Raw genomic sequence first — 12,586 nt, 5'->3', positions numbered from 1 at the left:
CTAAAAGCAATCATTATAACTAGCACTCCAACCAGTGCAAAGTGCATAAGCTGTATTACCGAGACATCCTGCGACTTCAACACTTAATCCAATATCAAGAGCATAATCCATCCAGTTAAAAGAGATATCTGTACAAGAAGCATAAATTTCCTCTTCTAATTCTAAGATCTTTGTAATTTTAATAGTAGTATCACTATTCTCTATAATTTTTTCAATTTTCTCTGGTTTAATTTTAGTTTCTACTTCTGTATTAGCAAAAGTAAAAGTTCCCATTAGCATTAAAGCTAGTATAAAACAAACATTCTTCATAATTTAAGATTTTAAATCCATCACATTTTTTAAGATAGGTTGGTTAATAAATAATGTCTCCCTAATTATTAGGGAATAGAAGTCTTTGAAATTTAGAAGTCATTTGTTTTCTCATTAAGGGAATGAGAAGTAGAAGTCATTTTTGTTAGAAGTCATTTTTTTTGCTATTAATTTTAATTCTCAGGGATAAAAAATAAAAAAGCTTGCACAAGCTATAATGTTAACATTTTTGTTGTCCACATTCTTAAGAGCGACTTCTTACATTACTCTATAAAAATGCTTTCAACATTGTAAATCTAAAAAAAAAAAAATTGAAACCACCTAATTAAAAACGCTTTAAATGTTAAAGATATGTTAACTGCGGAAAAACCGTAATTGCAATTACAAGATAGTTAAGATTTTAACAGTTTTGTGTTTGGGATTTAACACTAAGTTTTTGTATATGAATGGGTTATTGTTGTGTGTAAAATGACATCAGTCCTTAAAAATTAGGGATTCAAATACGTGTTTTTTGCTAAAATTAGGTTCTAATTTCCGTTGTTTTCTGAAATAGCTAACGTTAAATCTTGCTGCTCTTTTTTTGGGATGGTTAGGATGTTGGTATAAGGTAATGGGTTTTGTATAGTGTCTGTAACTTTGCCAGACACTAATAGTTGTTGAGCATATGACATAGAAGAAAATCCCACTATACTTAGCAGGATTTTTAATATAAATATTTTTTCTTTCATTAATTTTTAAAATAACCTTCAGCTTTCTTATTCATTATAACTAATATACTATCTGCATCCTTCTCAGAGATTATTTTCTCTTTTTTAGGGGATTTTATACTAATATTCTTTTCCTGAAATTCAATTTTATCTGCATAAAGGATACTATTTGTTTCCTTAACTTCAAGTATAAGACCAGGTAATCCACGATACATTTTGGGACCATAAGGTAAAGGAATTGATATTGCATACCAAGCTTCAACTTTATCTCCTTTGTATTTACCATATTCTACTGTCCCTATAGCTTTTAGACAGACATAATTACCGATTTTTTTTTCTCGTTAATTAATATCCAATCAATATTTTTAGCAATTTCTACTTTTAAGTTTTTGTCTAAAACATTATAGTCATGAATCAGTTTTCCATTGGAAAAAAAATATTTCCCTTCTCCATCAATAATTAGATTTATAAGGTTTAAATCTAATTTATTTATAGAAGTATCTAGTAATTCATTTCTTTCATAAACAGAGAGACTATCTTTGCTATTTATTGCTAAATTAAAACTAAGTAATTCAGATTTATCAATCGAGTTTCTAAAAGACTTTTTAAAGTTTGAAGGCCCTTGTACAGTGTCGAGATTAATTGAAATAACTGGTTTGTAATTAACCTTTATGTTTATATTGGCTTGACTAATTGACAAATATGGTATCAATATAATTAATAAAAAGTATAGTCTCATTTTATGTTTTTAATTAAATTAGATGTAATTACGGCTGTTGATCTTCACATTGTCTTGTGTAGTCAAGTATTAAACCCATTTTTTCAATTGATGTCATTTCAAACATACTGCCTATCCATTGAGTATAATAGTGGGCTTGTTCAAAACAAGAAGAGGCTTAAAGTTCATAATTTTTATTATCCATTTTGGAAGCATTCATACTTCCCATGAACAAAACCACAGCCATAAGGCTAAGTACTTTTTTCTTCATAATTTAAGATTTTAAACCCATCACATTTTTTAAGATAGTTTACCTTTAAAACTTAAGGAAGAGAAGCTTTCATGAATTTAAAGCATTTGTTTTAATCCTCATTGAATATACCCATAAAGCGTTTTTTATATTCTTTATATGTTATTTTTATTCCCTCAGTTGATTTTTTTATCCTTTTCAGATAATTTTATGTTAGTTGCTTTAAAGCTACTTCGTTTAGTATTTAATTATCAAAAAAACCAGATGCCTTTTCCTTAGCAATTTCCAAAAATTCTTCGTGTGTTAAAACTGGTGATTCTTTATGTTTTTCAATAATGACGTTTTCTTTATTTAAATTTATTTTCTCTGCAATTAATGTCATTTTTGAGAAGTGTAACTCAATAATCAATCCAGGTAAACCATAATACTGCATCGGTCCATAACTAATAGGAATATTAGGGCAAAACCATGCAGTCGCAATAATTTTTTCCTTTTTGTCAATAGTGGTTGTAGCATTTGCCTTAATACAAAGCAAATCATCTATTTGCTTTGTTTCTTTCGTAATTACCCAATTTGGTGCATCATATTTAATTAGATACTTTTTCCCTAATGAAGAGTTGGATATTATAATACCTAACGAATCCTTATTATGATAAAATAAATTTTCTCCACCAGCAAAGAAATATGTTATATTAATTGACGTCATTCCATCGACTCTTAGTTTTTCATTTACACTATAAGAAGATTCTTTATTATTAAAATTTAGGGTAGTATATACGTCGGAAGCATTATTCAATAGGTCGTTTGCTCCTTTTACTCCTTCTGATTCTTTGTCTGTGCTTTTTTTACTGTTTTCAATCAAAGTTTTATCATGAGAAGCTTTATAAATAACAGTTCCAGACAAGTTACTTTGACCTTGGGCAATAATACCCAAGGCTAAAGTTATAATTAATGTTAGTTTATATTTAATCATTTAAACATTCTGTATATGCAATCATATATAAATCTAAATAACTCATATTAGGACCTACCATATCTGTGTTTGCATTAGCTCCATTATTAGCAGCTAATGTTAATACAGCTGTTCTCCAATAACTAGCACAATCGGATGCTCTTCCAAATTCTTCAAACTCTACCTTTGGTGTAGCACTAACGATAGTGCTCATAAACATTACAACAGCCATTAGGCTAAAAATTCTTTTCTTCATAATTTTTGATTTTAAACCCATCACATTGTTTAAGATAGGTTGGTTAATAACTATTGTCTCCCTAAAATTTAGGGAATAGAAGTCTTTAAAATTTAGAAGTCATTTGTTTTCTCATTAAGGGAATGAGAAGTAGAAGTCATTTTTGTTAGAAGTCTTTTTTTGTACTATTAATTTTAATTCTCAGGGATAAAAAATAAAAAAGCTTGCACAAGCTATAATGTTAACAATTTTGTTGTCCACATTCTTAAGAGCGACTTCTTACATTATTCTATAAAAATGCTTTCAACTCTGTAAATCTAAAAAAAAAAAAATGAAACCACCTAATTAAAAACGCTTTAAATGTTAAAGATATGTTAACTGCGGAAAAACCGTAATTGCAATTACAAGATAGTTAAGATTTTAACAGTTTTGTGTTTGGGTATTAACACTAAGTTGTTGTATGTGAAAGAGTTAATGTTGTGTATAAAATGACATCAGTCCTTAAAAATTAGGGATTTCAAATGCTCATTCACAACATAATCTATAAATCTTGAAATCATAACATCACTACTTTTAATTGTGTGGGTCAAACCATCTAAAGGACTACAACCTCTAGAATAATTGAAATCATTTTGGTAATTATTTTCAAAAAGTTTCAAATTCGAGTATAAACTTGTGTTTACCACTTCAGAATTGATTTCAAAATCATCGTTAACCTCTAGCATGGTAAAGTTAGAATCGTCTCGTTGAAAATCAAAGGCAAATGGCTTTTCAATTTTTGTGAATTTAAATTCAGTTAAAGTCTCATTTAAAAATACAGAAGAATTATATTTTTTACTACTAGAGTCGGATGTTTGAGCAAGACAAAATGAACCCAATGCAAGCACAAAAACTAAAGTAATACGCAGTTTCATTTTAAATGATTTTTCTATTCCTTTAAAAATAACAAAAATTTATTGATATTTGTAGCACATGATATGAGCGCAAGATAAAATTTTGTAGCTCAGCGTATGATTTTAGCGCGAACAGCATGTGACCATAAAAAGCAATAGTTTTAAATACATGACACCATTCTGGGCCAACATAAAACTGCATCTTCATTTCCTTATTAAAAGGAATCCAGAATAAATATGCCTTATTCCTGCGAAGGCAGGAGTCTCTACAAATTTTGTATCTTTAAAGTTGTAAATAAAGTGTCACCTTGAGCGCAGTCGAAAGGTCTTTGTAATATTTAAAACCATTCAAAAACATGCCATTCTATCATAAATTAGGGAAAATTCCACCGAAACGCCACACGCAGTTTAAAAAATCAAATGGCGATTTTTATTACGAGCAATTGTTCGGCACAATTGGTTTCGATGGTATGTCTACTAATAGTTACCATGAGCAACGGCCAACGCAAGTCAAGGAGATTAAAAGACAATACAGTGTTGCGCCAAAAGTGGCAAAGGAAAACAATATGCAATCCTATCGGTTTAGGGGCTTTCAAGTGCCACCAGAAAACGATTATTTAGAGAGTCGTAAAATCGTACTCACTAATAGCGATTGTAACATTATATTAGCAGCCCCAAAACAGTCTACGGAGGATTATTTTTATAAAAATACCGATGCAGATGAGTTGATTTTCATCCACAAAGGCACCGGAAAACTAAGAACACATCTCGGAAATTTAGATTTCAAATACGGCGATTATTTGTTAGTGCCAAGAGGTGTGATTTATAAACTCGATTTTGATACTGAGGACAATAGATTATTCATTGTAGAATCTAGACGACCAATTTACACGCCTAAGCGTTACCGTAATTATTTTGGACAATTATTAGAACATTCACCATTCTGTGAGCGCGATTTAAGACAGCCACAAGAATTGGAAACTTATAATGAGTCGGGTGATTTTCTAATTAAAATAAAAAAGAACGACGACATTTTTGATATGGTTTACGCCTCACACCCTTTTGATGTGGTAGGTTATGATGGCTATAATTATCCATATGCCTTTTCAATTCACGATTTTGAACCGATTACGGGGCGTGTACATCAACCACCTCCAGTACATCAAACCTTTGAAACCGATGCATTTGTAGTGTGTAGTTTTGTTCCACGTTTGTACGATTATCATCCAATCGCTGTTCCTGCGCCATATAATCACAGTAACATTGATAGTGATGAGGTGTTGTATTATGTGGATGGCGATTTTATGAGTCGGAATGATATTGCAGCGGGTCATATCTCGTTGCATCCAGCAGGTATTCCGCATGGTCCACATCCTGGAACCATGGAAAAAAGTATAGGTAAAGTGAAGACAGAAGAATTAGCGGTGATGGTAGATACCTTTAAACCTTTAAAAGTAACTGAAGACGCTTTAAAAATTGCTGACGAAGATTATTTTAAATCTTGGTTATAAAAGCCCATCCTAGCCTTCCCATAGGGAAGGAATAGATAACGTAAAAAAAATTGTAAAAATTAAATATAAACTCATTCGCCCAACAGTAAGAGTTCTTTCCCTTTGGGAAAGTTAGAAGTGGCTTTTAATTATGAATAAATTACCTGCAGATCCATTATCATTAATTTTAGGAATATTAGCACTAGTTATTGGTGTCGCTGGCTGTTGCTGCTATGGGGTTACAGCAATTGTGCCTTTAATCTTGGCAATTATAGGGCTGATTTCGGCGAATAAAAGTTTGCGTGAGTATGGAGAAAATCCAGAAGCGTATAATCCACAAACCAGAAGCAATGTGAATACGGCTAAGGTTATAAATATTATAGCTATTGTGATTAATGGTCTTGTGTTTTTAGTAGCGCTTGGAGCATTGGCCTTTTACGGCACATTAATGTCATCAGCTATTTTAGAGGGTTTAGAGAATGGAAATTTTGAAAATGATGATTATTACTACGAATCTGAGTATGAATATGAAACAACCATAGAGCCAGAAAGTTCAGAGACTTGGGAAGATGATACCTATATAATCGAAGAAGAAGTTGATTCTATAAATTTAGATTCAATACAATAGAGACACAATTAATTATATAATACAATTACAACTAACACAAATCGAATCAAAATTAGAAGAATTTCAAAAGATGGCTATCGGTTTTCAAAATAAACTAAGCATCTATTTTCTTTTTTCTAAGGTCTCGATTCTAAATAATTATTATGGCAAAAGAAGTAGAAAATGTAAACTACGGTTTAGAAAAAATATTTGAAGGAGCGCAAGATTTTTTGCCGCTTTTAGGTACAGATTATGTGGAGTTTTATGTTGGGAATGCCAAACAAGCGGCGCACTTTTATAAAACAGCATTTGGTTTTCAATCGTACGCCTATAAAGGCTTAGAAACAGGTTCTAAAGACTCTGTAAGTTATGTCTTGAAACAAGATAAAATACGTTTAGTGCTTACCACGCCTTTAAACAGTAAATCTGAAATCAATAAACACATTGTAAAGCATGGCGATGGTGTAAAAGTCGTAGCGTTATGGGTAGACGATGCACGTAAATCTTACGAAGAAACTACTAAGCGTGGTGCCAAATCTTATATGGATCCTGTTGTTCAAACAGATGAATTTGGAGAAGTGGTAAGCGCAGGAATTTATACCTATGGTGAAACTGTACACATGTTTGTGGAGCGTAAAAACTACTCAGGAACCTTTATGCCTGGTTTTGTGGAGTGGAAAAGTGATTACAATCCAGAGCCGACAGGATTAAAATATATAGACCACATGGTTGGTAATGTAGGTTGGGGAGAAATGAATACATGGGTAAAATGGTACGAAGATGTGATGGGTTTTGTGAATTTCTTATCCTTTGATGATAAGCAAATCCACACCGAATATTCAGCTTTAATGAGTAAAGTAATGAGTAATGGAAATGGACGAATCAAATTTCCAATTAACGAACCTGCTGAAGCCGCTAAAAGATCGCAAATTGAAGAATATTTAGATTTTTACGAAGGAGCAGGTGTGCAGCATATTGCTGTGGCAACAGACGATATTATAAAAACCGTATCACAATTAAAATCGAGAGGAGTGGAGTTCTTATCAACGCCTCCAGAAGAATATTACAGAGCAGTGCCCGGAAGATTAGAAGAACATAGTCACGCGCTTAGAGAAGATATTGAAACCTTAAAAGGTTTAGGTATTATGATCGATGCTGATGAAGAAGGCTATTTACTTCAAATTTTCACAAAACCAGTAGAAGACCGACCAACCTTGTTTTTTGAAATTATTCAACGTATGGGAGCACGAGGTTTTGGAGCTGGGAACTTTAAAGCTTTGTTTGAATCTATTGAACGCGAACAAGAGAAGCGAGGAACCTTGTAAAAATTAATAGCGCGTTTAGATCCTTAATTCTAAACGTGCTAATTACTCTTCTGCGACATAAATAATCGATCTCTTGAGGTGCATAATGCACTTGAATCGCTTGTATTTAAAATGTGAGCATAACTAAATTATGTTGTTTTTAGATTGTAAATAAAAGATTTTATAGATTTGGAATAGTAATTGTATTTAAGATAATGATAACGTAAAAGATGCGTTACATTATTTATATTTACAAACTATAGATTAGAGCTGATTAAGGCAAAAAATAAATTGCTCAATGCTCTAGTTTATAATGAACACATGTGATAGTAAATATCAATACATCAAAACACATGAAATATTTATTTACAATTATAGTATTCTTCGCAGGATTTCAAACCATTAATGTTGAAAAGGAATCCGCTTTTCAAGAAGGAGAGTGGTTTAAATTTGAGATGAGTTATAGTGGCTTTTTAAAAGCAGGAAATGCAACACTTTCTGTTGATGAAAAAAAACTTGATGGCAAACCAGTGTACCATGTGGTTGGAAAAGGTTGGACAACTGGAGCTATAAAGTGGTTTTTTAAAGTTAAAGACCGTTACGAAAGCTATTTCGATAAAGAAACAGGAGCGCCTTATAAATTTATTAGAAAAATTGATGAAGGTGGTCACACAAAAGACATAGAAATTAACTTTGATCATAGTAATAAGGTTGCTGAGGTTAATAATAAAAAACATAAAGAAACCAAAAACATAACCACAGAACAAGATGTTCAAGATATGGTTTCGATGTATTATTATTTAAGAAATAGCATCGATGCCGCATCTTTAAAAGAAGGTGATGAGATAAAAACCAATATGTTTTTTGATGAAGAAAACTATGGTTTTAAACTCAAGTATTTAGGGAAAGAAACCATAGAAGTAGATGTTAATGGTTCTGATGTAAAAGTAAAAACACTTAAGTTTAGACCTTACGTTATGGCTGGTCGTGTGTTTAAAGAAGAAGAAAGTCTAACACTTTGGGTGAGTGCCGATAAAAATAAAATTCCTTTAAAAATTAAAGCAGATTTAGCTGTAGGCTCTCTACGTGCAGATCTTATTGAGTTTAAAGGTTTAAAACACTCTTTTAAAATAGAATTTGATTAATATAATAGATGCACGATTTACATAAATTCGATGATGTTGTAAAAGAACTTCAAAAGAAGTATACAGCAATAGATCAAGACACAGATGATCACTTATATGGTTTACTTTATAGTAAACCAATTACCTATTGGGATTATATACAAACAGACGCTTTGTTGAATTTGCAAATTCAGCGTACTACACTTCCAGATGAAATGGTGTTTATTGCTTATCATCAAATTAATGAACTACTTTTTAAAATGATTCTTTGGGAAATTTCTCAAGTCGCAGAAAAAGAGGATTTAGACGCTACATTTTTTGAAAGTAAACTGATGCGAATAAGTCGTTATTTTGATATGCTATCCACTTCTTTTAATATTATGAGAGAAGGTATGGATGTAGAACAGTATATGAAATTCAGATATACCTTGACACCAGCAAGTGGTTTTCAAAGTGCGCAATATCGATTAATTGAATTTGCTTCTACCGAGTTAATTAATTTAATAGATTATAGATTCAGAAAAGATATTGACAGAAACACTCCGTTTACACATGCTTTTGAACATTTATATTGGCAGGCGGCAGGAAAAGACCATAAAACAGGAAAAAAATCCACGCTTTTAGTTAATTTTGAAAAACGTTATAAAGACGAGTTTTTAAGATTTATGGAAACGTATAACACCAAAAATCTTTGGACGCGTTTTAAAGAACTTCCAGAAAAAGATCAAAAAAACGAAGAGCTTGTTGCAGCCATGCGTCATTACGATTATACCGTTAACGTGAGTTGGGTAATGGCACATTACAATGCTGCTAAACACTATATTGATAGCGGCATTGGAGATGGTGAAGCCACAGGAGGAAGTGACTGGAAAAAATATATGCATCCAAAATATCAAAAACGGATTTTCTTTCCAGAATTATGGAGTGCAGAAGAATTAGAGAATTGGGGAAATAATTTATAATTAGCTTAAAATTAATGCGGTTAAAACAATTAATAACATTTGCTGTTATTGCAGTAAGTATATATTCTTGTAAAGAGGATAAAACAACAGAAATTGACTTTGAAAACGAAGAAGTTAATAATGTTGTAGAAGAAAAAAAATTAGAATTTGGTTTTGACATCAATGATTATATTGTGCAACGCGATACTATTAAATCTGGAGATAGTTTTGGTGAGATCATGCAACGGAATAATATAGGATATCCAAATATTTTTAAAATTGCTGAAGTCACTAAAGATACATTTGATATTAGAAAATTGCACCCAGGCAGACCTTATACATTATTATACTCAAAAGCATCAGCACAAGATAGTTTGCCAAGTCCAGAGACCTTTATTTATCAGCCAAACCAAGAAGAATATGTGGTCATTGGTTTAAAAGATTCTATCCATGCTTATACAAGTCGGAAGCCTATAACTTACGTAGAAAAAACAGCTACAGGAGTAATAGAAAGTAGCATTTCAAAAACGCTTGAAGAGAAAGGTTTAAGCCAACGCTTAGCTTATAAAATGGCCGATGAAATTTATGCATGGACTATTGATTTTAGACGTCTACAAAAAGGAGACCGATTCAAAGTTATTTACACAGATAAATACATAGACGATACCATTTATGCGGGAATTCAAGATGTAAAGGCGGCTTATTTTGAGCATAATGGAGATTCGTTATATGCGTTTCAGTATGAGACGGATTCTATTAAAGGGATCGTGGATTATTTTAATGAAGACGCTAAAAATTTGCGACGTGCTTTTTTAAAAGCTCCGGTTCAGTTTAGTCGAATATCGTCCCGTTATAATCTTAAACGTCGTATTGCTGTTTATGGTTATAAAGTACGTGCGCACAGAGGGACTGATTTTGCAGCTCCTATTGGGACACCTATTATGGCCACTGCAAGTGGAACGGTGATAGAATCTACTAGACGAGGAGGAAATGGTAAATATGTGAAAATAAGGCATAATGATACCTATACGACACAATATCTTCATATGAGTAAACGCTTAGTTCAAAAAGGCGACTTTGTAAAACAAGGAGATATTATTGGTAAAGTCGGAATGACAGGGAACACAGGAGGTCCACATGTGTGTTATCGTTTTTGGAAAAACGGAGTGCAAGTTGATCCTTTTAAACAGAAATTACCTGAAGCTAAACCAATTTCAGACAGTTTAAAAGTAGAATTCTTAGATCATATTAAACCTATTAAGCAACGCTTGGATAATATCTTTTTCTTAGAAGCAGATCCAATTCATGAAGAAAATACAATAACTGAAGATTTAAATACAGATATACAGTAATGGCATTAAAAGCAACCAACCCAACGACAACTAACGCTTGGAAAAAATTACAAGCACATTTTGAGACAATTAAAGCTCAACATTTAAAAACGTTATTTAAGTCTGACACCGAAAGAGCAAATGACCTCACTGTGAAGTGGGATGATTTCTATGTCGATTTTTCGAAAAATAGAATCACAACAGAAACAGTTAATTTATTAGTTGAATTAGCCAATGAGCTCGATTTAAAAGATGCTATTTCAAAATATTTTAAAGGTGATATTATTAATGCTACTGAAGGAAGAGCGGTTTTACATACAGCGTTAAGAGCACCTAAAGACGCCACGGTTTATGTTGATGGGGAAAATGTGATTCCTGAAATCCACGAGGTTAAGAAAAAAATTGAAAATTTTACAAACGCAGTTGTGAATGGAGATCACAAAGGGTTTTCCGGTAAAGCGATTACAGATATCGTAAATATTGGAATTGGAGGTTCCGATCTTGGACCTGCAATGGTGGTAGATTCACTTCAGTATTATAAAAACCAATTAGCAACACATTTTGTAAGTAATGTAGATGGTGATCACTATCAAGAAATCATTAAAAACTTAAATCCAGAAACAACGTTATTCGTAATCGTTTCTAAAACATTTACAACGCAGGAAACATTGTCTAATGCCAATTCAATAAGAGCATGGTTCTTAGAGTCACAACCAACAGAAGCGGTTTCTAAGCACTTTGTCGCAGTTTCTACTAATATTGAAAGTGTCAAAGCTTTCGGTATTGATGAAGAGAATATCTTCCCCATGAAGGATTGGGTAGGTGGGCGTTTCTCGCTGTGGAGTGCTGTGGGCTTATCCATAAGTTTGGCTTTAGGTTACAAGCATTTTGAAAGCCTGTTAGAAGGTGCTCACAAAATGGATGAACACTTCAAGACCGCTGATTTTAATGAAAATATACCCGTAATTTCAGCATTGTTAACTGTTTGGTACAATAATTTCTTTGAATCAGAGAGTGAAGCTATCATTCCATATACACAATATTTAAACCAATTTGCAACCTATCTTCAGCAAGGTATCATGGAAAGTAATGGTAAAAGTGTAGATAGAAATGGTAACAAGGTGAATTATCAAACTGGAACATTGATTTGGGGAGAACCAGGTACTAATTCGCAACATGCCTTTTTTCAATTAATTCATCAAGGTACAAAGCTTATTCCTACAGATTTTATTGGTTATGTAAATTCATTATATGGTAATAAGGACCATCATGATAAATTGATGTCTAATTACTTCGCGCAAACAGAAGCGCTTATGAATGGTAAAACTGAAGAAGAGGTTTTAGCTGAATTTGAAGGTAAAACGATGTCTAAAGAAGCGATTTCTGCATTAGCACCTTTCAAGATATTTGAAGGTAATAAACCAACGACTTCTTTATTAATTACAAAGCTAACTCCAGAGAGTTTAGGAAAATTAATAGCCATGTATGAGCACAAAATCTTTGTTCAAGGCATTATTTGGAACATTTACAGCTACGATCAGTTTGGTGTTGAGTTGGGAAAACAACTCGCAAAATCTATATTAGATGAGCTCAATAATACTAGTAAAGACGGTAAACATGATGCTTCTACGCAAAATTTGCTAGCTTTCTATATGAATAATTGTTAATAATTGTTAAAAAGTTTTCATAAAATTGATTATTATTCTATGAAATTTGTTGATTCTA

14 protein-coding genes are annotated in these 12,586 nt (G+C 32.2%); 7 read left to right on the top strand and 7 right to left on the bottom strand.

What is annotated here, in order from left to right:
• From KO515_RS07590 to KO515_RS07560, 7 genes are all read right to left on the bottom strand, one after another.
• On the bottom strand, positions 1–309 hold the full coding sequence (locus KO515_RS07590; RefSeq protein ID WP_215935781.1) for a hypothetical protein: 309 nt from the start codon (positions 307–309) through the stop codon (positions 1–3).
• A gap of 527 nt (positions 310–836) precedes the next feature.
• Complete coding sequence (locus KO515_RS07585) at positions 837–980, bottom strand: hypothetical protein (RefSeq protein ID WP_215935780.1); 144 nt, start codon at positions 978–980, stop codon at positions 837–839.
• Positions 981–1,036: 56 nt separating this feature from the next.
• On the bottom strand, positions 1,037–1,318 hold the full coding sequence (locus tag KO515_RS18925; protein ID WP_354668274.1) for a GLPGLI family protein: 282 nt from the start codon (positions 1,316–1,318) through the stop codon (positions 1,037–1,039).
• Positions 1,319–1,323: 5 nt separating this feature from the next.
• Complete coding sequence (locus KO515_RS07575) at positions 1,324–1,755, bottom strand: hypothetical protein (RefSeq protein ID WP_215935779.1); 432 nt, start codon at positions 1,753–1,755, stop codon at positions 1,324–1,326.
• A 473-nt stretch (positions 1,756–2,228) separates the two neighbouring features.
• The gene (locus tag KO515_RS07570; protein ID WP_215935778.1) at positions 2,229–2,957 is read right to left on the bottom strand and encodes a GLPGLI family protein; all 729 of its coding nucleotides are present in this window, start codon (positions 2,955–2,957) and stop codon (positions 2,229–2,231) included.
• Positions 2,950–3,192, bottom strand: a complete 243-nt coding sequence (locus KO515_RS07565) for a hypothetical protein (RefSeq protein WP_215935777.1) — start codon at positions 3,190–3,192, stop codon at positions 2,950–2,952. The genes KO515_RS07570 and KO515_RS07565 overlap by 8 nt, the downstream gene beginning before the upstream one ends.
• A gap of 473 nt (positions 3,193–3,665) precedes the next feature.
• Positions 3,666–4,085, bottom strand: a complete 420-nt coding sequence (locus tag KO515_RS07560; protein ID WP_215935776.1) for a hypothetical protein — start codon at positions 4,083–4,085, stop codon at positions 3,666–3,668.
• A gap of 335 nt (positions 4,086–4,420) precedes the next feature.
• On the opposite strand from KO515_RS07560, the gene KO515_RS07555 reads away from it, so the two are divergent.
• The 7 genes from KO515_RS07555 (at position 4,421) to pgi (ending at position 12,528) form a co-directional block, all read left to right on the top strand.
• A complete protein-coding gene (locus KO515_RS07555; RefSeq protein ID WP_215935775.1) occupies positions 4,421–5,575 on the top strand; it encodes a homogentisate 1,2-dioxygenase in 1,155 nt (384 codons plus the stop codon).
• 130 nt (positions 5,576–5,705) lie between these two features.
• Positions 5,706–6,182, top strand: a complete 477-nt coding sequence (locus KO515_RS07550; protein WP_215935774.1) for a CCC motif membrane protein — start codon at positions 5,706–5,708, stop codon at positions 6,180–6,182.
• Positions 6,183–6,325: 143 nt separating this feature from the next.
• Entirely contained in the window at positions 6,326–7,486 is a 1,161-nt protein-coding gene (gene hppD, locus KO515_RS07545; protein ID WP_215935773.1) for a 4-hydroxyphenylpyruvate dioxygenase, read from the top strand.
• Between the two features lie 332 nt (positions 7,487–7,818).
• On the top strand, positions 7,819–8,610 hold the full coding sequence (locus KO515_RS07540) for a DUF3108 domain-containing protein (protein ID WP_215935772.1): 792 nt from the start codon (positions 7,819–7,821) through the stop codon (positions 8,608–8,610).
• Between the two features lie 8 nt (positions 8,611–8,618).
• Entirely contained in the window at positions 8,619–9,551 is a 933-nt protein-coding gene (locus tag KO515_RS07535; RefSeq protein WP_215935771.1) for a tryptophan 2,3-dioxygenase family protein, read from the top strand.
• 14 nt (positions 9,552–9,565) lie between these two features.
• A complete protein-coding gene (locus tag KO515_RS07530) occupies positions 9,566–10,882 on the top strand; it encodes a M23 family metallopeptidase (protein ID WP_215935770.1) in 1,317 nt (438 codons plus the stop codon).
• On the top strand, positions 10,882–12,528 hold the full coding sequence (gene pgi / locus KO515_RS07525) for a glucose-6-phosphate isomerase (RefSeq protein WP_215935769.1): 1,647 nt from the start codon (positions 10,882–10,884) through the stop codon (positions 12,526–12,528). The genes KO515_RS07530 and pgi overlap by 1 nt, the downstream gene beginning before the upstream one ends.
• Positions 12,529–12,586 lie beyond the last annotated feature (58 nt).

This window comes from Winogradskyella psychrotolerans (genome assembly GCF_018860545.1).
In the GTDB taxonomy this organism is placed as follows: Bacteria; Bacteroidota; Bacteroidia; order Flavobacteriales; family Flavobacteriaceae; genus Winogradskyella; species Winogradskyella psychrotolerans_A.
The sequence above is the reverse complement of the archived record's forward strand: the minus strand, read 5'-3'. Positions and strand labels throughout refer to the sequence as shown.

Excerpts from the sequence above, each read along its gene's own strand:
- KO515_RS07575 (WP_215935779.1), bottom strand. The coding sequence starts at position 1,755 with ATGAGACTATACTTTTTATTAATTATATTGATACCATATTTGTCAATT.
- KO515_RS07550 (WP_215935774.1), top strand. The coding sequence starts at position 5,706 with ATGAATAAATTACCTGCAGATCCATTATCATTAATTTTAGGAATATTA.
- KO515_RS07590 (WP_215935781.1), bottom strand. The coding sequence starts at position 309 with ATGAAGAATGTTTGTTTTATACTAGCTTTAATGCTAATGGGAACTTTT.
- KO515_RS07585 (WP_215935780.1), bottom strand. The coding sequence starts at position 980 with ATGTCATATGCTCAACAACTATTAGTGTCTGGCAAAGTTACAGACACT.
- KO515_RS07560 (WP_215935776.1), bottom strand. The coding sequence starts at position 4,085 with ATGAAACTGCGTATTACTTTAGTTTTTGTGCTTGCATTGGGTTCATTT.
- KO515_RS07530 (WP_215935770.1), top strand. The coding sequence starts at position 9,566 with ATGCGGTTAAAACAATTAATAACATTTGCTGTTATTGCAGTAAGTATA.
- KO515_RS07535 (WP_215935771.1), top strand. The coding sequence starts at position 8,619 with ATGCACGATTTACATAAATTCGATGATGTTGTAAAAGAACTTCAAAAG.
- KO515_RS07565 (WP_215935777.1), bottom strand. The coding sequence starts at position 3,192 with ATGAAGAAAAGAATTTTTAGCCTAATGGCTGTTGTAATGTTTATGAGC.
- hppD (WP_215935773.1), top strand. The coding sequence starts at position 6,326 with ATGGCAAAAGAAGTAGAAAATGTAAACTACGGTTTAGAAAAAATATTT.
- KO515_RS07540 (WP_215935772.1), top strand. The coding sequence starts at position 7,819 with ATGAAATATTTATTTACAATTATAGTATTCTTCGCAGGATTTCAAACC.
- KO515_RS07570 (WP_215935778.1), bottom strand. The coding sequence starts at position 2,957 with ATGATTAAATATAAACTAACATTAATTATAACTTTAGCCTTGGGTATT.
- pgi (WP_215935769.1), top strand. The coding sequence starts at position 10,882 with ATGGCATTAAAAGCAACCAACCCAACGACAACTAACGCTTGGAAAAAA.
- KO515_RS07555 (WP_215935775.1), top strand. The coding sequence starts at position 4,421 with ATGCCATTCTATCATAAATTAGGGAAAATTCCACCGAAACGCCACACG.